14 protein-coding genes are annotated in these 23,885 nt (G+C 60.3%); 10 read left to right on the top strand and 4 right to left on the bottom strand.

Translation table 11 applies throughout. The features are described from left to right. Nucleotides 1-145: 145 nt before the first annotated feature. From HMPREF2710_RS08680 to HMPREF2710_RS08655, 6 genes are all read left to right on the top strand, one after another. The gene (locus HMPREF2710_RS08680) at nt 146-427 is read left to right on the top strand and encodes a YciI family protein (protein ID WP_005507003.1); all 282 of its coding nucleotides are present in this window, start codon (nt 146-148) and stop codon (nt 425-427) included. A 330-nt stretch (nt 428-757) separates the two neighbouring features. Beyond that, on the top strand, nt 758-2,359 hold the full coding sequence (locus HMPREF2710_RS08675) for an acyl-CoA carboxylase subunit beta (protein ID WP_070600673.1): 1,602 nt from the start codon (nt 758-760) through the stop codon (nt 2,357-2,359). Between the two features lie 66 nt (nt 2,360-2,425). After that, nucleotides 2,426-2,821 carry an acyl-CoA carboxylase subunit epsilon gene (locus tag HMPREF2710_RS08670; protein ID WP_371326374.1) on the top strand — a complete coding sequence of 132 codons (396 nt, stop codon included), beginning with the start codon at nt 2,426-2,428 and terminating at the stop codon, nt 2,819-2,821. 299 nt (nt 2,822-3,120) lie between these two features. Continuing rightward, nucleotides 3,121-4,209, top strand: a complete 1,089-nt coding sequence (locus HMPREF2710_RS08665; RefSeq protein WP_246824559.1) for a restriction endonuclease — start codon at nt 3,121-3,123, stop codon at nt 4,207-4,209. A 477-nt stretch (nt 4,210-4,686) separates the two neighbouring features. Beyond that, nucleotides 4,687-7,134 carry a restriction endonuclease gene (locus HMPREF2710_RS08660; protein WP_070600667.1) on the top strand — a complete coding sequence of 816 codons (2,448 nt, stop codon included), beginning with the start codon at nt 4,687-4,689 and terminating at the stop codon, nt 7,132-7,134. Nucleotides 7,135-7,366: 232 nt separating this feature from the next. After that, nucleotides 7,367-9,127 (top strand): DUF885 domain-containing protein, encoded by a 1,761-nt coding sequence (locus HMPREF2710_RS08655; protein WP_070507803.1) that lies wholly within the window; start codon nt 7,367-7,369, stop codon nt 9,125-9,127. A gap of 190 nt (nt 9,128-9,317) precedes the next feature. On the opposite strand, the gene HMPREF2710_RS08650 is transcribed toward HMPREF2710_RS08655, so the two are convergent. Both HMPREF2710_RS08650 and HMPREF2710_RS08645 read right to left on the bottom strand, forming a co-directional pair. Further along, complete coding sequence (locus HMPREF2710_RS08650) at nt 9,318-10,610, bottom strand: glutathionylspermidine synthase family protein (protein ID WP_070507805.1); 1,293 nt, start codon at nt 10,608-10,610, stop codon at nt 9,318-9,320. A 100-nt stretch (nt 10,611-10,710) separates the two neighbouring features. Beyond that, nucleotides 10,711-11,652 (bottom strand): hypothetical protein, encoded by a 942-nt coding sequence (locus HMPREF2710_RS08645; protein ID WP_070600665.1) that lies wholly within the window; start codon nt 11,650-11,652, stop codon nt 10,711-10,713. Nucleotides 11,653-12,036: 384 nt separating this feature from the next. Between HMPREF2710_RS08645 and HMPREF2710_RS08640 the strand changes: the two genes are divergently transcribed. The 4 genes from HMPREF2710_RS08640 (at nt 12,037) to HMPREF2710_RS08625 (ending at nt 18,266) form a co-directional block, all read left to right on the top strand. Then, entirely contained in the window at nt 12,037-13,455 is a 1,419-nt protein-coding gene (locus tag HMPREF2710_RS08640; RefSeq protein WP_070600663.1) for a dicarboxylate/amino acid:cation symporter, read from the top strand. Nucleotides 13,456-13,783: 328 nt separating this feature from the next. Next, nucleotides 13,784-14,497, top strand: a complete 714-nt coding sequence (locus tag HMPREF2710_RS08635; RefSeq protein WP_070507809.1) for a Maf family protein — start codon at nt 13,784-13,786, stop codon at nt 14,495-14,497. Nucleotides 14,498-14,648: 151 nt separating this feature from the next. Further along, nucleotides 14,649-16,469 (top strand): acetyl/propionyl/methylcrotonyl-CoA carboxylase subunit alpha, encoded by a 1,821-nt coding sequence (locus HMPREF2710_RS08630; protein ID WP_070600659.1) that lies wholly within the window; start codon nt 14,649-14,651, stop codon nt 16,467-16,469. 396 nt (nt 16,470-16,865) lie between these two features. Then, nucleotides 16,866-18,266: an MFS transporter gene (locus tag HMPREF2710_RS08625; RefSeq protein ID WP_070600657.1), complete on the top strand. Its 1,401-nt coding sequence runs from the start codon at nt 16,866-16,868 to the stop codon at nt 18,264-18,266. Nucleotides 18,267-18,421: 155 nt separating this feature from the next. Here HMPREF2710_RS08625 and HMPREF2710_RS08620 read toward each other — a convergent pair whose 3' ends face one another. Together HMPREF2710_RS08620 and mfd are read right to left on the bottom strand one after the other, a co-directional pair. Continuing rightward, entirely contained in the window at nt 18,422-19,840 is a 1,419-nt protein-coding gene (locus tag HMPREF2710_RS08620; protein ID WP_012903993.1) for an NAD(P)H-quinone dehydrogenase, read from the bottom strand. Between the two features lie 154 nt (nt 19,841-19,994). Continuing rightward, nucleotides 19,995-23,741: a transcription-repair coupling factor gene (gene mfd / locus HMPREF2710_RS08615; RefSeq protein WP_070600654.1), complete on the bottom strand. Its 3,747-nt coding sequence runs from the start codon at nt 23,739-23,741 to the stop codon at nt 19,995-19,997. Nucleotides 23,742-23,885 lie beyond the last annotated feature (144 nt).

Here is a 23,885-nt window from a genome sequence, read left to right as displayed (position 1 = left end):
CCGAGTCGCACTGATTTCTCACCATACCAATTTCTTGCCGCCGGTGATGCCCACCGGCACCCGAGACGGTACATTAGACAGTGAGGGTGCATCAAGCACCGACCGGCTGCGGAGGTTCCTCCGCTCTGCTCGAAAGAAGACCGCTATGGCTTATTACGCAATTACTTACGTTTACGCAGCTCCCGAGGAGCAGGCGAAGTACCGTCCGGCTCACCGCGAATACCTTGGTTCGCAGATTGAGGCGGGCAACCTAATCGTTTCGGGTCCTCTGCTGGACGGCGAGACCCCCGCTGGCGCTCTGCTGATTGCAAAGGTTGATTCCGCTGAGGCAGCCGAAAAGATTGTGGCTAACGACCCGATGAACGTTGGTGGCGCGGTTCTGTCTCACACCGTGACCGAGTGGAACCCGGTTCTGGGCACCATCTAAATTCTGGGCACCATCTAAATTTCGTAAAGCTCAAGTAGCTTGAACCCCCTTTTCGCTGGTATGGATTGCCGGCGCGAGAGGGGGTTTTCTGCATCGTGTCTCTGCGCTCTAGATGCCTCTTCAGCGCTCTTCGCGCATCATTACGGGCGGTGCGTGCATAAAAGTGTATCTAGTGTTGATATTCTGGCTTCTCACCTGGCACATGTGCCCTAGTTCGCACTATAGTTGAAAGATATGCACATTGTTCAAGAGTGCTCTTCGGGGCACCTGAGCACCCTATCACCGCAACCACTGGCTCCCGACAATCGGGTGGAGCAGGAACGAGGAATAATGTCCGAGAACCTCCAGCAGGAATTTGATTTGAGCACCACCGCCGGTAAGCTCGCTGATTTTTATGCACGTCGAGAGCGCAGCTTCGCGCCCAGCGGTGAGGCAGCTATTGAGAAGCAGCACGCACGCGGTAAGAACACCGCCCGCGAGCGCATCGACATGCTTCTGGACGAGGGTTCTTTCGTAGAGTTTGATGCCCTCGCCCGCCACCGCACCACCGCGTTCGGTATGGAGGCGAAGAAGCCCCTGGGTGACGGTTTGGTCTCCGGTTACGGCACCGTGGACGGTCGCCTGGTTGCCGTGTATTCGCAGGACTTCACCGTTTACGGTGGTTCTCTCTCGCAGGTGAACGGCGAGAAGATTGTGAAGGTGCAGAAGTTCGCTCTGAAGAACGGCTGCCCGGTTATCGGCATTAACGATGGTGGTGGCGCCCGTATTCAGGAGGGCGTGGCTTCCCTGGCGATGTTTGCCGATATTTTCCGCATGAACGTGCGCGCCTCCGGTGTGGTTCCGCAGATTTCTGTCATTATGGGCCCCTGCGCTGGCGGTGCCGCTTACTCCCCCGCTCTGACTGACTACATCATCATGGTGGATAAGACCTCGCACATGTTCATTACCGGCCCGGACGTCATTAAGACCGTGACCGGTGAGGATGTGGACATGGAGACCCTCGGTGGTGCGCGTCAGCACAACTCGGTGACCGGTACCAGCACCTACCTGGCTGAGGACGAGGAAGACGCTTTCGACTTTGTGCGTGAGCTCCTCGAGTTCCTGCCCTCGAATAACCTTGCAGAGTCCCTGCCCCTGGAGCATGACCAGGAGGCGCAGGTGTGCGTGGACGATTTGGATTTGGATACTCTCATCCCGGATTCTGCGAACCAGCCTTACGATATGCGCGCGGTCATTGAGTCCGTGGTCGATGACGGCCATTTCCTGGAGATGCAGGCGCTGTACGCTCCGAACGTGATGATTGGTTACGCCCGCGTTGAGGGCCGCACGGTCGGCATTGTGGCGAACCAGCCGATGCAGTTCGCCGGCTGCCTGGACATTTCTGCATCCGAGAAGGCTGCCCGCTTCGTGCGCCATTGCGATGCGTTCAACATTCCGATTCTGACTTTTGTGGATGTTCCCGGCTTCCTACCCGGCACCGATCAGGAGTTCAACGGCATTATTCGCCGCGGCGCTAAGCTGCTCTACGCTTACGCGGAGGCGACCGTTCCGCTGGTTACCGTCATTACCCGTAAGGCGTACGGCGGCGCGTACATTGTGATGGGCTCGAAGAAGCTGGGTGCCGATATTAACCTGGCGTGGCCCACCGCTCAGATTGGCGTGATGGGCGCTCAGGGTGCGGTGAATATTCTGTACCGTCGTGAGCTGGCTGCTCTGGCGGCTGAAGGTGGCGATGTTGAGGCTCGCCGCGCTGAGCTGATCACCAAGTATGAGGAAGAGCTGTTGAACCCGTACCAGGCTGCTGAGCTGGGTTACATTGACGAGGTTATTGCCCCGAGTGAGACTCGCGTGCGCATTATTTCTTCGCTGCGTGCCCTGCACGATAAGCGTGCGGCTACCCCGGCGAAGAAGCACGGCAACATCCCACTGTAGGCTTCCGCTGTGCCCACGCCGCTTGTGGCGCAGGCATCCCCAGGATTTTAGGTTTTCTAAGGAGGCGTGCCTTTGGCAGGCTACAACCCGCTGAGTTATTTCTCATTCGGTAAAAAGAAGGATAGTTCGGAGGTTGCTGAGAGCCCCGAGCAGCTTGAGCGTAGCTCCGCACGTTCTTCTGCGCACGCGGATACCGCATCCAGCGCCGCGAAGGATTCTGCTCAGTCTTCGGTAGATACTGACGCTGAACAGGAGCCGCTGCTGAAGGTGGTCAAGGGCTCCCCCACCCCGGAGGAGATTGCCGCGCTGACCGCCGTGGTGGCGATGATGCAGGCGAGCGCCGCGAAGCAGGAGCAGAACTCGCTGGTGGGTGCCGCTTCACGTATCCTGAACCGCGGTCAGCGCCTGGGTGTTTCGTTGCGTCCCGGTCCCGGTTCGTGGAGGCGCGCTCGCCCCATGTAATGCGGGTGGCTCTCATCTGACGGATAGATTCCCGTTACACCGGCTGGTGTGACGGGAATTTATTGTTTTGCCCCAAATTCAAGATTTATATTGCGTTATTCAATATCTAATACACTGATTCTTATGATTTCGTCACATTAGAGCCAATAAAGTCATGATGATATGTGCTGATGCTAGGATGTATATACCATCACAATAGTGTTAGTAAATTGGCAGGGACCATGGCAAAGATGCTGAATAAAAACCATAGGCCCCCACCGGATGTCTATATCGCGCTTCTGTTGCCGACGCTACGGCGCTTGTCGAAGACTGTGCCCCGCACCGCCGCCTATGTTAGCGAGCAGTTGCGGCAGCAGACTAAGGCGCTGGGGTCGAAGAAGAACCTACCGGCTCTTGAATCCACCGATTTTGCGGTGGCTGTGCGCACCACCTTGAAAATCTTGGTGGCACTTCGTTATGCCCAGCTGATGCCTCGTATAACCCCGTGGGAGAAGAGGAAGTACCTGCTCACTCCTCTGGGTGCCGAGCTGACCTGCACCCCGCATCTGCACGGTTCGGTGCCGCCGCGTGTGGTGAAGCAGGTGCAGGCGTTGTGCTCTCAGAGTTTGACGGCAAAAAGCGTGAAGAAGCTGAAGAAGCAGGCGAACGCGCTACTGGAGAATGCGCAGGAGGAGCATCGCCTCATTTTTGGCACTCCTGATACCGGCGTCCTTCATGCTCTGCCGCATTTCTCAGGCGCTGATCATGCTGATGCCGCCACCGCTGCTTATGAGGCAACCGGCGCGGCGCATCTTGCGCATGCTTTGAATTCTGCGGAGGCTGCGGGGTCCTGGCCCGCCGGTCAGTCACCTCTGGATATTATTTTGCGTGCCAGCGATTCGCCGGTGATTCACGCTCAGGCTGAGTTCGCGGAGCATTTTACGCAGGATTTGATTCAGCATATTCACGCGGTGACGCCAGAATATTTTGAGCAGATTGTTGCCGATATTTTTACGGCTCTTGGTTTTAACACCGAGGTAACCGGCGGTGCTGATGATAAGGGTGTTGACGTTATTGCCCGCTATTCTGATGGCCTGGATTTCGCGCCGATTTATATTCAGGTGAAGCATTATTGCGGAACTATGAAGGTCACCCCCAACGAGATTCAGAAGCTTGCCGGTGCAGTGCTTCTGCACGGCGGCCTGCAGGGTGTTTTGGTGACCTGCGGTGCTTTTGCGCATCCGGTTCCCGAGTATTTGCAGGGTTTGCCCGGCGCTCGCAATATTGCGCTGGTTGATCGACACCAGTTGGTGGAGCTGATGATTCGTCACCGTGTGGGTGTTCTTGATGGTGAGGGCGAGTGCGGTTACCGCATTGACGAGGAGTATTTTGCCCGCGGCTTGGAGTAGCCGGGGTGTTTCTGGGGCGAGTTATTTCTCTCCGAATATCTCTGGCCTTCATGCATTTCCCACGTCATTTCACTTAATGTATTTTCACTTTTCCTTGAGGATATTTTTCACATATCGGCTGGTTTTAGAAATCTAGGTTATTTCTCGAACCAGCCGATACAATAATGAAGGTAATGCGTTATATATTCTTCGCATTATTTCACGAAGTGAATATACCCGTGACGGTCTAGACACTTCACCCCAATTTATAGCGTTCTTTTCTGAAGTGTTCGTCGTTGAAGACGGTGCGTAAGCGGGACGGGTTGAGAAAAAACTACCTACCCTGCTTCTCTTCGCTTCTCTTCACTGCGGGATTTCAAAGTGCCGGCCCAAAAATAAAGATGGTGCCGCTCACTTTCGTGATTATTTTCCCGTTCGCATGACTGCACTTTATGAAGAACGCCTGCACGATAAATAACACTAGATAAGGAGCCCGGCGTGGCTTTTGTGAATAAAACAATGCTCCATATCGATCATTCCGAATTGCACTCTTTGCAGCAGGAAACCTCGTGGGAGGCTCTACCCGAGGAAGCACGCACTCTCAGCATTGCGGCGGCTTTCTCTCTGCTCCGCCATTTTGAGCGCGCGCAGGATCGTGGCGAGAAGGTTTTCTTCCCCGATATGTACACCCCGGTTGGCGTGGACCTGGGTTTCAACATGACTCAGCGTTTCATTGCGGTCGGTGACAATGTCCTCTTCCGTGAGGCACTCAATAAGCTGATTGCGGCGCTGGTCAATGCTGATTATCTTGAGGTGTCCCTCAGCCAGTTGCATCCGGGCAACCTGCACTACACCCTCAGCGAGGCTGGCCGTGAGCTTTTGGGTACCCCGAAGGAACAGCAGGCGCAGGCTCTTCTGCCGGTTCTGCCTCTGCAGAGCGGCGTGTACCTGCACTATCTGAAGCAGTTCTACCCGGTTCTGCTCTCGCACATTACGGTGCGTGAGCTTCTGCCCATTGTCCTGAGCGTTACCCCGTCCTACCCTGCGGCGGCGCCCGTGAAGATTCGCGAGCTGGTGCTGCGTGAGTGCGGTTTCGTGCAGGGTTGGTACGGTCTGTCGTATCTGGAGCAGCGCATCGTGGAGCCGGTGATTGCTCAGGCGTTGAGCCTGCTGACCCGTGAGGGCTACCTGCGCACCAAGACCATTCACGAGCACACGGATTCGCCGCTGACGCTGTACTCGCTGTCCCCGTCTGCGAAGGAGCTGGTGGCACGCCACGAGGAGACTGGCGTGCCCGCAAGCGAGCTGAGCTCCGTGCTGGCGCTGGTTAAGGATGAGGGCACCTCGATTACCGCTGAGGATATTGCCGCAACCGATGCTCTGCTGACCCATATGGGCGTTCTTCTGCTCGATACTCTCAACAACCACGGCGCCGATGTGGAGCTGAGCCTTCCGAGCCTGGAGCAGGTCTTTGACCGCGACGAGCGCATCCAGCAGGCGACCTCGAACCCCTATTTTGTGCAGATTGACGCGCAGGATTACCTCTACGATGTGCTGATCGCCCACCACTACCTGTCCGAGCGTGAGACCGTCTACTCGCTGGGTCCTGCGTTTGCACCGGCTTTGGCGCAGATGATTGAGCCGAGCGTTCAGAAGCTGGTGGCTTCGGCTCTACTGGATCCTGCAGCGGTGGATGCTCTGCCGTACCCGCATCAGTTGCTGTACCCGATTCTGAAGCTCGTGGAGGAGAACCCGCGTATCTCCTACTACGACATCTACGATGAGTTGAAGCTCGCCCTGGATATCCCGTACCTGCAGGGTGAGATTGCTCCGCACCGTTATAAGCTGACCCCGCGTCTGCGTAACCGCTATTCGGTGGCGATGCACGTGCTGAAGGGCGAGCGCTACCTGAATGCTCTGCGTGAGGGTACCGGTCGTACTTCCCGCAAGAACCCGGAGCGTTACGAGCTGAGCGAGGCGGGTAAGGAGCTGCTCAAGCGATTCCCGGAGGGTGCTCCGGAGGCGGTGACCGCCCGCATGGCGCCGCTACCGCCGCAGTCGCTCAAGCACAAGCTGCCTCAGGATATTGCCGCTGAACTGCAGGCTCGTGAGGAGGCTCTTCAGGCTGCTAAGGAGGCGCGCGCGACGGAGCGTCAGGCTCGTCTGGCGGCCCGTGAGGGTCGTGAGGGTCGTGAGCCGTTGGCTCCGGTGCCGGGTGCTTCTCCGGCGCTGTTGGCGCGTCCTGCCGGTTCGCCGGTGGCGGCTACTACCCAGGCTCCCGCTGAGGTTCCGGCGCCGGTCGCTGCGGCTACCGCCCAGCCTGCCGTGCCCGCTCCTGCTGTTTCTGCGCCCGCCGCGGCTCCTGCCCAGCCGGTTGTTTCCGCTCCGGCTGTTTCGGCTGCTGAGTCCTCGACCGCGCTGCAGGTGGCTGCCGCGCAGGTGCGTGAGGCTCTGAAGCGTTACCGTCAGGTCTTCCGCCGCGAGGCGCTGGCTCCGGCGCTGGCTCAGGTGTCTGAGGAGCGTTTCCGCAGCATTGGTTTCGATCTGTTCCTGATGCGCGGCTACACGGTGGAGGCTCTGGAGGCTCAGGGCGTAGATGGTGTGGCAACTCCCGCCACCGGTGAAAAAGAACGCGCATTCTACGTGCGTACTCTGCGCCCGGTAGCGAACGGTGTGCTGTCCGCGAGCGTTCAGCCGCAGGATATTACCGCGTTCTTCCTGGCGATTCACGCCCGCGGCGGTCAGCTCGGCACCTTCATCACGAACGCGGCGTTCAGCGATGAGGCGTACGACGAGTTCATCCGCTGCTCGACCAAGTACCCGAACATTCTGGTGGATTTGGTGTCCGGCGATGAGCTGCAGGACCGCCTCATTGCGCACCGCCTCGGCGTGGTCGAGAGCGCAAACGGTCTGCTGGAGCTGAACGGTGAATACTTCGCCGGCTAAGTCACCAGCTAGCAGCTTTTAGCCCATCTTGGGTATGCCCCGGTTTTCTCTCTCCTGCACGTTCAGGTGGGAGAAAGCCGGGGCATTTTCGCGCCTGCGCCCCGGTGAGTTGTCCACAGGTGAGCCCTTTTCGTCGTGTTCGGTGCCGCTCAGCCCGTAATATTGCCGGTTTAAGCGAGCTAAATCACCGAAAATCGTGGTTGGAGGCACACCCCTGCGTTAGGATATGAACATGAGCACTTACCAGGAACTTCCCAGCATCTACCGATTGAAGCGCTCGCTGACCGACGTCGATCAGATTGCTAACGAATACTTTGAAAAGGTCCTCGACCTGAACCCCGTCCATGCAACCGAGCTTGGTCGTAAGGGCGTAGAGACCCTGTACCCCGATTACTCGCCCGCCGGCGAGAAGGCTTTTGCGCGCCTTGCGAAGAAGACTTTGAAGAAGGTCGATAACGTCCTGCCTATTGATGACGTTGACCTGGTCACCCTGGATGCTCTGCAGGAGCGTCTGAGCCTGTACCGCAAGCAGTACAAGGCTGGTTTTGGCGGCTGGCAGCTGAACAATATTGCGTCCGTCCCGCAGGAAGTGCGCTCGGTCTTCGACCTGATGAAGCGCAACACCCAGCAGGACTGGGAGCACATTATTGGGCGTATGCACCGCGTCACCGAGGCACTGGAGGGATACATCCAGACTCTTGAGGCGGCTCGTGAAGAGGGTAAGGTTGCCCCGCGCCGCCAGGTGGATATTGTCATTGAGCAGACCGCCGCGTACTACGCTCCCGGTGGTTTCTTTGATGATTTGGCGGCTGAGGTCGCCGAGGCTGTCCCCGCCCTGAAGGATGAGGCTGCCGCCGGTGCCGAGGCTGCGAAGGAAGGCTACCGCCGCCTCAACAGCTACCTGGTGGAGAAGCTGCAGCCGGTCGCTCCCTCCCGCGACGCTGTGGGCCGTAAGGCGTACAGCCTGCACTCCCGTTCGTTCCTGGGTACCACCATTGACCTGGACGAAACCTACGCCTGGGGCGTGAAGGAACTGGAGAGCATTATCGCTCGTCAGCGTGAGGTTGCCGAGGAGATTGAGCCGGGCGCAAGCATTGAGCGTGCGAAGCAGCTGCTCGATGAAGATCCGGCACGTCAGCTGCACGGCACCGATGAGCTGAAGGCGTGGATGCAGAAGCTCGCCGACGCCGCGGTGGAGAACCTGGCGGGTAGCCACTTTGAAATTGGCGGCCCCATGCGCCGCATTGAGTGTTGCATTGCGCCCACGAACGAGGGTGGTATTTACTACACCGGCCCCTCCCCCGATTTCTCGCGTCCGGGCCGCATGTGGTGGTCGGTTCCCGAGGGTGAGGACACGTTCACTACCTGGCGTGAAACCTCCACCGTGTACCACGAGGGCGTTCCGGGTCACCACCTGCAGATTGCGATTGCTACGGCTCTGCAGGGCACCATGAACTCTTGGCGCACGAACATGCTGTGGGTGTCCGGTCACGGTGAGGGCTGGGCGCTGTACGCCGAGCGCCTCATGGAGGAGCTGGGCTACCTGAAGGATCCGGGTGACCGCATGGGCATGCTGAATGCTCAGCGTATGCGCGCCGCCCGCGTGGTCTTCGATATTGGTGTTCACTGCGAGATGCCGATTCCGGACGAGTGGGCTGAGCGGCTGGGCGTTGAGCCGGGCACCATCTGGACTTCTGAGCTGGGTTACGAGTTCTTGAAGCTGAACCTGGACGAGTCCGAGGGCCACCTGCGTTTCGAGTTCCTGCGTTACCTGGGTTGGCCGGGTCAGGCGCCGAGCTACAAGATTGGCGAGCGCCTCTGGCTGGAGCTGCGCGATCAGGCTGTGCGCCGCGGCGATGACATGCGTGCATTCCACACGCGTGCGCTTCTGCTCGGTTCGGTGGGTCTGGACACTCTGCGCCGCGCTCTGACCGATGAGATGATGCTCCCTCTGGACACTGAGGATGACGACGATGAGGACGATGACGAGTAGCCTCTAGTCTGCTCGCTCCTCGTTGAGTGAATCTCTGGAGTCTCTGAACTGGATCCCCTGAACTAGAGTCTTGAGATTAGGAGCTCTATAGACGAAGCCCCCGCTTCAGCTTTGCGGCTGATGCGGGGGCTTCGCTGTATTTTCGTGTCTTCTGCAGGATATGTCTTCTGGGGGCTATGTCTTCTGAAGGCTATCCGAAGTTTGCGGTGCCGGGGTCGGTGGTGCCGAATCCCATGCCGGTGGAGTCGTTCAGATCCACCAGGTGCGGGGCAAAGCGGCACCAGTAGTCGGTGAGCGCGCCATTCGATTCGCGGATGCCCACGCCTACGGTGCGTCCGTCGACCACCCACACGCCGAGGATGGGGTGGCTGACCGGGTTGATAATGCCTTCGTAGCGCGGTGCCGGAATGTACTCCTGGTAGATGAATTCGCTTTCGGGGGCGTTGGCGAAGAAGTCGTCGTCTTCGGGCTTGATGAAGACGTCGTAGTCGGGGGCGTAGATTTCTACGCCGTCGCCTTCGCGTCCGAAGATGGGTTTGCGAACCCAGTTGCGCATGCCGCCGCGGTGGCCCGCGTAGGTGGGTACGAGGTTCGGGTGGCCGGGGTACTTATCCCAGAGCGCGGCAAGCAGCAGCTTATTGGAGAGGAACATCTTCCACGCCGGCTCAATCCAGCGCTGCATGGAGTCATGGTAGGCGAAGAGGAGCTTGTCGTAGCCTGCTTCGCTGTCGGTGACCAGGTCTTCCCAGGGGTAGAGCTTGAAGAGGTTGGTGATGGCGCGTCCGTAGGCGTCTTCCCAGCTCTTGGTGTCCTCGTTGAAGATGACTTCGTCGATGGGAATCATGTGGGTTTTGATGCCCGCCTGCTGCGCCGAGTAGGCGATGAGCCAGAGGTTGTTGTAGTCCTCGTTGTTCTCGTCAATCTCGGGGCTCACGTGCGCCAGGTGCAGTACGGGCTGCACGCCAGCGGCAATTTCGGCTGCGAAGATGTGGCGCCAACGGTTGGTGAAGGCTTCGCCGATTTCACCCCAGTGGGCGTAGCCGCGGGTATCGAGGCGCTGGTCTTTCGCCCAGGTTTTCTGGCTGACTGCCGCCTCCACGATGCCAGTGGGGGTGTCTGCGTTGTATTCGAGCAGCTTCATGGGGTCGCCAGGCACGCCCGAGTAGGTGAAGTCGAAGCGTCCGTAGAAGTCGGCGTCGCGGCGGTTCCAGGATTCTACGGCGAGGTTGAACGCCGCCTGGGGCAGACCGAGGGTGCCGAACGCGCCGGAGGCAATGTACTCGACGGTTTCCAGGCACATGCGGTGCATTTCTTCCGCCTGGGCGCGCACAGAGTCCATTTCTTGCGGGCTGAAAATGTAGGCGGCGTATTCGTTCCAATAGTGGTCGGTGTCGTGGGGGCCGTCCACGCTGTAGGTGAGGCCTTCCTCAATGATGACGTTCTCCCAGTCGGGTCGGCCGACGGGAAATTCTTCACGGCGCATGAGGGGCTAGGCTCCTTCGAAGTAGTGATTGGAAAATAGTGAGGAAAATGCGGGCGGGACCGTTCAGTCCCTGCCCGCATTTAGTGTGATGGCTTATGGCTTAGCCGCCGGAGCGGCCGCCACCGGACTTGGAGCCGCCACCGAAACCGCCCTTGCTACCGGACTTCGAGGAAGAACCAGACTTGGACGAAGAACCCGACTTAGACGAGGAACCGGACTTCGAGGACGAACCCGACTTGGAGGTGTTCGACTTGCTGTAGGAGCCGGTGCTGCCGCTATTGCTGGTGCCCTGCTTACCGCTGGAGACCGAGCCGGTGGTCTTATTACGCACCGTGGAGGTCTTACCGGAGTTGTTGGTGCTGGTTACCTTGCCGGAGGAGACGGTGGAGGACTTCTTCGCGGTGCGGTAGGAGTCCTCGAAGCCGCCGCCCTTGGAGGACACGCCGCTGTAGACGGTGCCGTTGCTGGGGCGGGTGGTGCTGCCTCCGGAGAGCTTGGTGCCCACACCGGGAACCGTGGGGGTGCCGGAAGAATTAGCGGCACTCTGGCGACCTAGGTAGTACCAGAGGAACGCATTCGAATTATTGTGAGTGGTGGTCGAACCAGAAGTGCCCGAAGACCCAGAAGATCCGGAGGAACTAGAGGAACCCGACGAGTTCGAGGAGCCCGAGGAATCGCTGCTGGATGAGTCGGTCGGCTCCTGAACGCCTGCCTTCTCACATTCGCTATCTTCCACGCGCAGGCCGGTCTTCGCATCCTGGCAGACGCGGGCGTACTCTTCGCCCTGCGACAGGAACGCGTTCTCTTCCTGGTGCATGGAGTTGTAGGCGAAGATGCCACCGCCAACCAGCAGCACGCCAGCGCCCGCTACGGCAATCATCTTGGCGATGCCGGGGCGGGTCGCGCCCAGGTTCAGGGTCTGCTGGGCAGAGGTCTGTGCGGCGCGGGTAGCAAAGTTGGCGACTGCTTCCATGCGGTTGCCGGGCTTCTTCGGGCCGTTGGGGGTGGTGGTTCCGCCGGGGTATTGGGGAGCAGAACTCATGCATCTCTCCTTGAAAGGTGGTGCGTGGCGTATTGCTCAACGCGTATATGAAGCTGAGTGGGTACAGCATCATCCGGCGACTTTCGCCGGACTATCGGTGTGATTCCAGCATATCAAGCTCTAGCTTTCGGCTTATTAGCTGACGGCAAAATCTCAGCAAGCTTCCCCGCATGTTGCGCAGTTGTTTCCTTTCTGTTTGCTTTTGCGATGATTCCCCCTTAAATATCTGCCTCTACCTACCTCAACAAACTGCCGTTACGCTCGCTTGCAGGCGGGCCTACCGGATGGTCACGATTCGTCACATCTGCCCCGCCCTGCGCCTGGTTGAAACACTTCTTCACACAAACTCGCGCGCGAGTGCACAAAAGTTTTAGAGTATGCCACATGTCTACACCGCATGCATCATCTCGTTCACGTCTGCCCAAGTGGGCTACTTCTTTCGGCAACCAAATCATTGCCTCCCTCATTCTGGGTATTGTTCTCGGCGCGCTCGCCCTCGCATTGGGTGGGGACGCGAAGAGCAACCCCAACTGGCTCATGGTGACCTTAGATACCATCGGCTCCTCGTACGTTACCCTGCTGAAGGCGGCCGTTGTTCCGCTGATTTTCACCGCCGTGGTCGCTTCCATCTCGAACCTGTCGCAGGTGACTAATGCGGCGCGTCTGGCGGTTAACACGCTCATCTGGTTTGCGATTACCGCGTTCTTCGCGGTGCTTATTGGTATTGCGATGGGCCTCATTGTTCAGCCGGGCGTGGGCGCGCAGGTGCAGGGCAAGGCGTACACCGGCTCGACCGGTTCGTGGACCGCGTTCCTGACCGGTCTGATTCCGGTGAACTTCTTGGGTCTGGGTGTCAGCGCTAAGTCCGGCGATTCCGGCATTACCGCCTCGGCATCCTTCAACGTGCTGCAGATCCTGGTCATTTCCGGCGCAGTCGGCATTGCCGCGCTGAAGGTCGGTGAGGCAGCCAAGCCGTTCATTGACGTGGTCAAGAGCGCTCTGGCGATTATTCAGAAGATTCTGTGGTGGATTATTCGCCTGGCACCGCTGGGTACCGTGGGTCTGATTGCTAAGGCAGTGTTCGCGTACGGTTGGGCGTCGATGGGTTCGCTGGTCGCGTTCGTCATCGCCCTCTACATTGGCCTGCTGCTGGTCTTCCTCGTGGTCTACCCGATTATTGTTCGCGCGAACGGTCTGTCGGTCCGCCAGTACTTCTCGGGTGTGTGGCCGGCGCTCCAGCTGGGCTTCGTGTCCCGCTCCTCAATGGGTTCGATGCCGATGACCCAGACCGTTGCCGAACGTAACCTGGGCGTTCCCCGCGCCTACGCATCCTTCGCCGTTCCGCTGGGTGCGACCACCAAGATGGACGGTTGCGCCTCGGTTTACCCGGCTCTTGCCGCGATCTTCGTGGCTCAGTTCTACGGTATTCAGCTGGACTTCACCCAGTACCTGCTGATTGTGATGGTGTCCGTGCTCGGTTCGGCAGCGACCGCCGGTACGACCGGCGCTATCGTGATGCTGACCCTGACCCTTTCCACTCTGGGTCTGCCGCTGGACGGTGTGGGTCTGCTCCTGGCGATTGACCCGATCGTTGACATGGGTCGTACCGCCCTGAACGTTGCCGGTCAAGCTCTGGTTCCCGCGATTGTGGCTCGCCGCGAGGGCATCCTGGATGAGGAGCTCTACAACGCTCCCCGCTCGGAGGGCGGCTTCGTGGCTCAGGAATTCTACGATGAGCGCACCGCCGGTGAGGCGCAGCGACTTCACGAGGTGGAGGACAACACCGTCGCGGCACGCCGCTAACCTGGCGACTCTTGAAGCTACACGGCGCTAGGCTGTACTGCCTAGCGCCGTGTAGCTTTCTCGCTCTCGTGCCCCAACATGGATGACATACTTTTGCCAAACGTCATAAAAACGTCACGATTGATTCTTCTTTTCTTTAATTCTTGAGAAGAGTTATGATTTTGAACGGCGTGTTCCATCTCCTACGTGGTTGAGGGGGATGGGACACGCTCTTTCTCTATATCCCCTGCTTTTCCGCTCCCTCCCACCGGCTTCTCAGCACCCTCAATCTGCACCCCAGAGTAAAACCCGAAAGTAAAACTCTCCGGCAACGCTTAAAATAGAACCCATGACTACCAGCGCTTCACCGACCCGACTAATTCTTGCCTCCGCCTCCCCGGCGCGCCGCAAGCTCCTGGAAGACTCCCGCATCGCATTCACGGTGCGCGTCTCCTCCGTAGATGAGGACGCCGCGCTCGCTACCGCCAACGAACAGGCGCGAGCGCAGGGACGTGCGGGACTCACCCCGGCTGAAACCGCCTCCCTGCTGGCGCAGTTGAAGGCGCAGGCAGTTGCCGCTGAACTTGCCGCCGAGGGTGTGCGCGATGCGCTGGTTCTGGGATGCGATTCGGTCTTCGAGTTTGAGGGAGTCGCCTACGGCAAGCCCCACACGGCGGAGGCGGCACGCGAGCGCATCAGTGCGATGAGCGGCAACTACGGCGTACTGCATACCGGTCACGCGCTCGTGGATTTACGCGGTATTGAGCCGGGCGCCGCACTGCCTGTTGCTTCCGACCTGCCTACCGTTTCCGAACTGCGCAGCGCCACCGTCCACTTTGATACGCTCAGCCCCGAAGAAATCGAGGCGTACATTGCTACCGGTGAGCCGCTCTGGGTGGCGGGATCCTTCACCCTGGACGGTTACGGTTCGGCGTTTATTCGCGGTATTGAGGGTGAGTTCCACACGGTGGTGGGCCTGTCCACCCACGCGCTACGCGATATGTTGCGCCGCCGCGAGGTTGCGGTGACCGAGCTGTGGCTGGCGCCCCAAAATGAAGATTAGATTCAGCGCAATCGTATAAATCTGTCTCAAAGCGTGCCCTGAAATACACATTATTGAACACCAATCGATAAGATAGAACAGTATGATGCGCGTTATATTCGCCAATCCTGCCGATGTATCCTTGGAGCAGGAGATTAAAGGAGAGCTTTAAGTGACTCAGCACCAGGCAGAAGCCGCCAAGAAATTTACTGCAGTCCCCGGCCGTCACACCGGCCCGGTCAGCAAGATTCTGATCGCTAACCGCGGTGAAATTGCTGTCCGCGTGATTCGCGCAGCCCGCGATGAGGGTCTGCAGACCGTCGCCGTCTACGCTGACCCGGACCGCGACGCCCAGCACGTGAAGCTTGCCGATGAAGCCTACGCTCTCGGCGGTGCCACTGCGGCGCAGTCCTACCTGGTGATGGATAAGCTCATTGAGATTGCTATCCGCTCCGGCGCTGACGCCGTGCACCCCGGTTACGGTTTCCTGTCTGAGAACGCGCAGTTCGCTCAGAAGTGCATCGACGCGGGTCTGACCTGGATTGGCCCCTCCCCCGAGTCCATTACCCAGCTGGGCGATAAGGTGGCGGCACGCCACATCGCGCAGAAGGTGGGCGCTCCCCTGGTGCCCGGCACCAAGGATCCGGTCAAGTCCGCCGATGAGGTTGTTGCCTTCGCGGATGAGCACGGTCTGCCCATTGCGGTGAAGGCCGCATTCGGTGGTGGTGGCCGCGGCATTAAGGTTGCCCGTGACCGCGAGAGCATCGTCGAGATGTACGAGTCCGCTGTTCGCGAGGCTACCGCGGCGTTCGGTCGCGGCGAGTGCTTCATCGAGCGTTTCTTGGATTCGCCCCGCCACGTTGAGACCCAGTGCCTGGCGGATGCGCACGGCAACGTCGTGGTGGTTTCCACCCGTGACTGCTCCCTGCAGCGCCGTAACCAGAAGCTCGTTGAGGAGGCGCCCGCCCCCTACCTGAGTGATGAGCAGAACGAGCGTCTGTACGAGGCGTCCCGCGCGATTCTGCGTGAGGCTGGCTACCAGGGTGCCGGCACCTGTGAGTTCCTGGTCGGCACCGACGGCACCATCTCCTTCCTTGAGGTGAACACTCGTCTGCAGGTGGAGCACCCCGTCTCCGAGGAGATTTCCGGTCTGGACCTGGTTCGTGAGCAGTTCCGTATTGCCCGCGGCGAGAAGATTGAGGAGAAGGACCCGGTTCTGCGTGGTCACTCCTTCGAGTTCCGTATTAACGGTGAAGATGCGGGCCGTTCCTTCATGCCCGCCCCCGGCACCATCGAGAAGCTGACCGTGCCCACCGGCCCCGGTGTTCGCTGGGATTCTGGCTTCGTGGCTGGCAACGTTATCGGCGGCAACTTCGACTCCATGCTGGCTAAGCTCATTGTTACCGGCGCAGATCGTGAGCAGGCTCTGCAGCGTGCCCGCCGTGCCCTGGCTGAGCTGACCATTGAGGGCATGCCCACCGTCGTCCCGTTCCACCGCGTCGTGCTGGACGACCCCGCATTCGCACCGGCTGAGGGCGGCGATTTCAAGGTGCACACCCGTTGGATTGAGACCGAGTTCAACAACACCATCCCCATGTACTCCGGTGCACCCGGTAACGTGAACTCTGACGAGGACGAGCGCACCACCGTGGTCGTTGAGGTCAACGGCAAGCGTATGGAGGTGTCCCTGCCCGAGCTGGGCGGTGGCGCTAAGCCTGCCGCTAAGCCCGCGTCCAAGACCCGCAAGTCCCGTTCGGCACGTAGCGCGGCAAAGGGTGGCGGCGACGAGCTGACCAGCCCCATGCAGGGCACCATCGTGAAGGTAGCGGCTTCTGACGGCGACACCGTCGCTGAGGGCGACCTGATTCTGGTGCTGGAGGCGATGAAGATGGAGCAGCCCATTACCGCGCACAAGGCGGGTAAGGTTTCGGGACTGTCAGCTAAGGCCGGCGATACCGTCACCTCCGGTGCGGTGCTGGCGACCATTAAGTAACGCTTCGCCTCGATACTGAGGTCTCGATACCGCGGTCTCGCGACTGCGAGCGCTATAGGCTATACGAATCCCCCGGAGGGGTATGAGGTCATGTCTCGTATCTTTCCGGGGGATTTTCTATGTCCGCTCTTGCCTGTTTAGGTGGGATTTACGCCGCTAACCCCTGTGTTCGCGTCCAGATAGTGGCTGTATTTGTTTGGGTTTTTCTGAACAGAGTTATAATGTTGCACTTTAGAGGAGCCTTTCAGAATCCGACGCCTGCCGCACCCCACCCGGTGCGGTCACGGCACCCAGTACGCGCCTACGGCATACCCGCCTCCCGCGCTGACCGGCAACGGAACACCTACCTCAGGCTCCTTGCGTACACACAAATTCACCATCTCGGGAGTTTTCCTCATGAGCGCTTCTGCATCCGACACGAAAGCGTCTGCTGCACCGGTGAAGAATACGACTCCTCGCAGTCGAGTTATTCTCGCCTCGCTCGTTGGTACCACCATCGAGTTCTACGATTTCTACATTTACGCCACTGCAGCAGTGGCTGTGTTCCCCGTGCTGTTCTTCCCCTCGAAGGACGCAACCACCGAGCTTCTGGCTTCCTTCGCTACCTTCGGCGTCGCATTCATCGCGCGCCCCCTCGGTTCCGTGATCTTCGGTCACTTCGGCGACAAGATTGGCCGTAAGGCAACCCTCGTCGGTGCACTGCTCACCATGGGTATAGCGACCTTCATCATCGGCCTGCTGCCCACCTATCACCAGATTGGTCTGTGGGCACCGACCATGCTGACCATCATGCGCTTCTGCCAGGGCCTGGGCCTGGGCGGCGAATGGTCCGGCGCGGCTCTGCTCGCCAGCGAGTACGCGAAGGACGGCAAGCGCGCCCGCGCCGCCATGTGGCCCCAGCTGGGTGCACCCATCGGCTTCGTTCTCGCCAACGGCTTCATGCTGATTCTGACCAGCTTCATCGCCTTCAACTCCACCACCGACGCGAAGAACCTCGAGCACCCCTTCCTCGTCTGGGGTTGGCGTATCCCGTTCCTGCTCTCCATCGTGATGGTCGCCGTCGGCCTCTACGTGCGTTTCCGCCTGGAGGAGACCCCCGTCTTCGCCAAGGCTGCCGCCAACAACGAGAAGGTTAAGACCCCGCTCGTCGAGGCGTTCAAGGTTGCCTGGTGGCCCATGATTCAGGGTACCTTCATCATGGTTGCCTGCTACGTGCTGTTCTACCTGATGACCGCCTGGGTTCTCTCCTACGGTATCGCCAAGGCAGAGAAGGGTGGCCTGGCCATCCCCTACCACGAGTTCCTCATCATTCAGCTGGTCTCGATTATCGGCTTCGCCATCTTCATCCCGATCTCGGGTTGGCTGGCTGATAAGTACGGCCGCCGCACCCAGCAGCTGTGGACCACCATCGCCATGGCAGTCTTCGGCCTGTGCTTCGGCCCGCTCATCTCCCCCGCCGTCGTCGGCACCGGTGCGAACGTGGACACCGTCGCCGTGACCGTCTTCATCTTCATCGGCATGTGCCTGATGGGTCTGTCCTTCGGCTCTATGTCGGCCTACCTGCCGGAGCTGTACCCCACCAACGTGCGCTACACCGCCAGCGGTATCGCCTACAACGTGGCTTCCATCCTCGGTGCGGCTCTGACCCCGTTCGTGGCGGTTTGGCTGAACTCCTCCTTCGGTGTGGCCGCCGTGGGTGGCTACCTGGCCTTCGCCTCGATTCTGAGCGTCGTCTTCATCCTGCTCACTCACGAAACCCGTGACGTGGACATGAACGCTGTCAGCACCACGAAGTAAAGCTTCGAGTAGCTAACGCATCTCTACGGCAAAGCGGTGGGGGTCGCCTCCTGAATTTCTTAGATTCAGGAGGCGACCCCCACCGCTTTTATACTGTTCCGGGATGCTGCGCCAGGCGGGGAACGCCCAGCTCAGCACCTAACAGGTTTTGAGCCTTACAGACCGCGAGTGTGCAGCTTGCGTGCCGCCTCAGCAATAGAGCCAGAGAGCGAGGGGTAGACCGTGAAAGTATCCGCCAGGTCATCCACCGCGAGCTTCTTCTCCACCGCCAGGGCAATGGGGTAAATCAGTTCGGAAGCACGCTGACCAACCACCACGCCACCAATGACAGTGCCGGAGTGACGGCGAGCAAAAATCTTCACGAAGCCATCGCGCATCGCCATCATCTTCGCGCGCGGGTTGGTGCTCAACTGCAGGGTCACCGCATCGCCACGGTACGCGCCCTCAGCAAGATCCTTCTCGCTCACACCCACGGTCGCAATTTCCGGGGAGGTGAAGATGTTCGCGGCAACCTTATCGGTGCGCAGCGGGCGCACCGCATCACCGAGGATGTGCGCCATAGCGATACGGCCCTGCATCGCAGCCACGGAAGCCAGCGGGTACACGCCCGTGCAGTCACCAGCGGCGTAAATGCTGTTCACGCTCGTGCGGGACACACCGTCCACTTTAATATGGCCGCTCGGGGTCTGCTCAACACCGATGTCTTCCAGGCCCAAATCTTCAGTGTTCGGAATCGAACCAATAGCTACCAGGCAGTGAGTGCCAGAAACCTTACGACCATCCGACAGGGTCACGATAACGCCGGAGCCATCCTCAGTACGCTCAACAGCAGCCGCACGGGAACGCGGCATCACTCGCACGCCGCGACGCTCAAAGACGTCCTCCAGCACGCGGGCTGCGTCCTCGTCCTCACCGGGAAGCACGCGGTCACGCGAAGACACCAGGGTCACCTTCGAACCCAGACCGTTATACGCCGAAGCGAACTCGGCACCGGTCACACCCGAACCAATCACAATCAGTTCCTCGGGAACCTCGGAGAGGTTGTACAGCTGAGTCCAGGTCAGGATGCGCTCGCCATCGGGCATACCGGTCGCCATTTCACGCGGATGCGTACCCACCGACAGTAGCACAAAGTCCGCGTGCAGGGGGTAGACGAGGCCCGCCTCATCGGTCACCTGAACGGTGTGGCGGTCCAGGAGCTTACCGGTACCGTGAATAATCTTCACTCCTGCAGAAGCCAGGGCGCGCTTAATGTCGGCAGACTGCTGCTGAGCCAGGTCGCGGACTCGGCGGTTCACACGGTCCATATCAACACGAAGCTGCGGAGCCTTACCCTTCGTATTTTCAATGCCCAAGCTACCCGCCTCAGAGAAGCGGGTCATCATATCCGCCGTAGCGATTAGGGTCTTAGAGGGCACAACGTCAGTCAGAACGGCGGATCCACCAATGGCATTACGCTCGATCAGAGTCACGTCCGCGTTGGATGCGGCAGCCACCATCGCTGCCTCGTAGCCGCCGGGGCCACCACCAATAATTACAATTCGCTGAGATGCATAGTTCACCGTTGAAGTCATGCCTTAATTGTGAGCTATGCCGCCCCTACGGGGCAAACGCACTCGCCGTGCAGATGTGCCATATTGTGGCAATCTGCACGGCGAGCATCTTCATGGTTCGGCATCATGGTTCGGCAGCCCGATATGACTGGGCGGCGCCTACCCCTGTATGTCTCTACTCCTCGAGAGCCTGCGGCTTCTCCGAGTAAATCGAGTTAATGAACTTCTCAGCCCACTGCAGCATCGCGCCATCCACCAGGTCCTTACCGCCCACCGGCATGGTCTTCGGGCGCGGAACCAGCGTCAGCCAGGTGTCCATACCCTTCGGCTGGGCGTGTGTGGAGCCAGGGTACACGCGCTTCAGACGCATCTGGCGGGACTCCGGCAGCGGCGTAGCGGTTACCACGCGCACCTTCGGGCCCAGAACCACCATCTCGTGAATACCGGCGGCACGGGCGTGCATGCGCACCGTCGCCACGGCAAGTAGGTTCTCTACCGCCTCCGGCAGCTCGCCGTAACGGTCGACCAGCTCCTCGCGAGCCTCCGCGATCTTCTCTTCGGTGTCGGCTGCAGCAATCTGACGGTACGCCTGCAAGCGCAGACGCTCAGAATCAATATAGGTGTGCGGAATATGCGCGTTGACGGGCAGGTCAATCTTCGTCTCGACCTCGCGCTCTTCCTTCTCGCCGCGATAGTTTGCGACCGCCTCGCCGACCAGGCGCAGGTACAGGTCAAAACCGACACCGGCAATATGACCGGACTGTTCGCCGCCGAGCAGGTTGCCGGCACCGCGAATCTCCAGGTCCTTCATCGCAAGCTGCAGGCCAGCGCCCAGCTCGTTGTGGGTCGCCACCGCCTTCAGACGCTCGTGCGCAATCTCGCCGAGGGTCTTATCTACCGGGTACAGGAAGTAGGCGTAGGCGCGCTCGCGGCCACGACCCACACGGCCACGCAGCTGGTGTAGCTGGCTCAGACCGTAGTTCTGGGCGTGGTCGACAATGAGGGTGTTCGCGTTCGAAATATCCAGGCCCGTCTCCACGATGGTGGTGCACACCAGCACGTCAAAGCGGCGCTCCCAGAAGTCCACAATAATCTGCTCCAGGCGCGACTCACTCATGCGGCCGTGGGCGGTGGCGATGCGCGCCTCCGGCACGAGCTTGCCGATTTCCGCGGCAACATCGTCGATGTCAGCCACGCGGTTGTGCACGAAAAACACCTGTCCTTCACGCATGAGCTCGCGGCGGATTGCGGCGGTAATCTGGCTGTCGGTTCGCGGTCCCACGAAGGTCAGCACTGGGTGGCGTTCCTCCGGCGCGGTGGCAAGGGTGGAGGTCTCGCGAATACCGGTTAGCGACATTTCCAGGGTGCGCGGAATCGGGGTAGCACTCATGGCGAGCACGTCCACGTTGGTGCGCATCTGCTTGAGCTTTTCCTTATGCTCCACGCCAAAGCGCTGTTCCTCGTCAATGATGACCAGGCCCAGGTCCTTGAACACTACGCTGTCCGAGAGGATGCGGTGGGTACCGATCACCACGTCCACCGCGCCGGATGCAATCTCTTCGGTAATCTGGCGGGTTTCCTTCGCCTTCTGGAAGCGGGAGAGCACGCGAATCTTCACGGGGAAGCCCGAGAAGCGCTCGCTGAACGTCTCGTAGTGCTGCTGGGCGAGCAGGGTCGTGGGCACGAGCACGGCGACCTGCTTGCCGTCCTGCACCGCCTTGAATGCGGCACGCACGGCAACCTCGGTTTTGCCGAAGCCCACGTCGCCGGAGATGAGGCGGTCCATGGGGATTTCTTTCTCCATGTCCTCCTTTACCTCGTGAATGGCGGTGAGCTGGTCGGGAGTCTCGTTGTAGGGGAAGGACTCTTCCAGCTCTCGCTGCCAGGGGGTGTCTGCGGCGAAGGCGTGACCGCGCGAGGCCTGGCGTGCCGAGTAGAGTTTCACCAGGTCGGCGGCGATTTCCTTGACTGCTTTGCGAGCGCGGGACTTGGTCTTAGCCCAGTCACTACCGCCCATCTTGGACAGGCTCGGGTTCTCGCCACCCACGTAATTGGAGATGAGGTCCAGCTGGTCGGAGGGCACGAAGAGGCGGTCGGGCGCGCCGCCGCGCTTGGCGGGGGCGTACTCGATGACCAGGTATTCCTTCATGGGCTGCACGCCGTTGACCGGGGATGCACCAGCCACCGGGCGGGAGGTCATCTCGACGAACCTGCCGATGCCGTGGCGTTCGTGCACCACGTAGTCGCCGGGGTTCAGCGCGAGCGGGTCGACGGCGTTGCGGCGGCGGCGTGTCTTGAATTTTTGTCCGGCGGCGCCTCGGGGTGCGTAGGTTCCGCGGCGGCCGAGCAGTTCGGCTTCGGTGAAGACGGCGAGCTTCGCCTCCTCGATGAGGAAGCCTGCGGAAGCGGGCGCCTCGCACACCTCGACGATGCCGTGTTCGAGTTTGCCAGCGGGGTCGGCTTCGAGGCTGGTTCGGCGGGCTGCGGGTACGGCGGGTGCCCCTTCGCCGGAGTGGAAGAGGTCGATGAGTCGGTCAGTGGAGCCGCGGCCGTTGGTGAGGGCGAGGACGGTCCACTGTTGACGGATGAGGTCGCCGACCTGGCTGAGCATGCGTTCGACGGAACCGTTGAATGCGGTTGCGGGGGTGGCGTTGACGGTGTAGGTGTCGAATCCGTCTTCGATGGCGTCGGCGATGCCCTGGTTCTGGAGCGCCCCGGCGGCGTCTTCGAGTAGGTCTGCGTCGGTGACGAGTTCGGTGATTTCCCACCAGCTGAGCTTGGCTTCGAGTGCCTGTGCGGTGGTTTGGTCGATGGTGCGGAATCCACTGTCGCTCATGCGGAGCTGGCCGAGGTCGATGGGTGCTACTGCGTCGGCTTCTGCAGAGGTGTCCCATGCTGCGGCGAGGAATTCTTCGTTGGTGGCGACGAGGTCTTCGGCGCGGGCGCGCACGCGCTCGGGTTCGACGTTAATGATCATGGACCCTGCCGGCAGCAGCTCGGTGAGGGTGTTCATGGATTCGATGAGCAGCGGGGTGAGCGATTCCATGCCTTCGACGTAGATTCCGCCGGCAATCTTCTCAAGCATGGCTGCGGCTGCCGGGTAGTCGGCTTTCAGTCGTGCGGCGCGGCTCATGACCTCGGGGGTGATGAGCAGTTCGCGGCAGGGCAGCAGAGTGAGTTCGGTAAGCTCTTCTCCCCCACTGAGGGTGCGCTGGTCGGCGACGGAGAAGTGGCGCATTTCGTCGAGTTCGTCGCCGAAGAATTCGAGGCGGACGGGGGTAGTTGCGGTGGGCGGGAAGACGTCGATAATGCCGCCTCGTACGGCGTATTCGCCGCGCTTGGCGACCAGGTCTACGCGGGAGTATGCGGCGTCGTTGAGGCCACGCACCACATCTTTGAAGGGGTATTCTTCGCCGCGGACCAGGTGCACGGGTTCGAGCTTTTCGATGCCGGTGACGATGGGCTGGATGACCGCGCGTACGGGTGCGATAACAACCTGGGGGCGTTTAGCCGCATCCCCGGTCATGGCGCGCAGTACCTGCAGGCGGCGGCCTACGGTGTCGGAGCGCGGTGAGAGGCGTTCGTGGGGCAGGGTTTCCCAGGCGGGGAAGAGCGCGATGTCTGCGGCGGGCAGGTAGGAGCGCAGGGCTGCGGCGAGGTCTTCTGCTTGGCGGTCGGTGGGGGCGATGATGAGGCTGAGCGCTTCGGCGGTGGTATCGCGTACTGCGGTGGAGATGTCTGCAATGAGCGCGGCGTGGGTTCCGGCGACGGCGCCGATGAGGGTGCGTGCGCTACGTTCGGTGGGCTGTGCGGAGGCAGCGGTGCGGATTGCGGCCCAGTTGCTGAGTTGGTTGAGGGTTTTCAGGAGGGGGTGCAGGGGTGCTTCGAGGGGCTGTGCGGTAGCTTTTCGGGTGGTGCTCACGGGTTCTCCTGAGTCTGGGGTCTTCGCTTGCGGCGGTTGAGCTGGTGGAGGGCTGCTATGGATGGTCGGTATAGGGCGGTACCGGTTTGGGGCGTCCGAGTGAATTTGCCTTTATTTCATGGTGCTTTTTGTGCGTTTTGGGGT

The sequence above is a fragment of the Rothia sp. HMSC069D01 genome (assembly GCF_001810135.1).
GTDB lineage: Bacteria > Actinomycetota > Actinomycetes > Actinomycetales > Micrococcaceae > Rothia.
Note: the sequence above shows the minus strand (reverse complement) of the source record. Positions and strands in the feature narration are given on the sequence as shown.

Excerpts from the sequence above, each read along its gene's own strand:
- HMPREF2710_RS08680 (WP_005507003.1), top strand. The coding sequence starts at position 146 with ATGGCTTATTACGCAATTACTTACGTTTACGCAGCTCCCGAGGAGCAG.
- HMPREF2710_RS08675 (WP_070600673.1), top strand. The coding sequence starts at position 758 with ATGTCCGAGAACCTCCAGCAGGAATTTGATTTGAGCACCACCGCCGGT.
- HMPREF2710_RS08655 (WP_070507803.1), top strand. The coding sequence starts at position 7,367 with ATGAGCACTTACCAGGAACTTCCCAGCATCTACCGATTGAAGCGCTCG.
- HMPREF2710_RS08650 (WP_070507805.1), bottom strand. The coding sequence starts at position 10,610 with ATGCGCCGTGAAGAATTTCCCGTCGGCCGACCCGACTGGGAGAACGTC.
- HMPREF2710_RS08645 (WP_070600665.1), bottom strand. The coding sequence starts at position 11,652 with ATGAGTTCTGCTCCCCAATACCCCGGCGGAACCACCACCCCCAACGGC.
- HMPREF2710_RS08640 (WP_070600663.1), top strand. The coding sequence starts at position 12,037 with ATGTCTACACCGCATGCATCATCTCGTTCACGTCTGCCCAAGTGGGCT.
- HMPREF2710_RS08635 (WP_070507809.1), top strand. The coding sequence starts at position 13,784 with ATGACTACCAGCGCTTCACCGACCCGACTAATTCTTGCCTCCGCCTCC.
- HMPREF2710_RS08625 (WP_070600657.1), top strand. The coding sequence starts at position 16,866 with ATGAGCGCTTCTGCATCCGACACGAAAGCGTCTGCTGCACCGGTGAAG.
- HMPREF2710_RS08620 (WP_012903993.1), bottom strand. The coding sequence starts at position 19,840 with ATGACTTCAACGGTGAACTATGCATCTCAGCGAATTGTAATTATTGGT.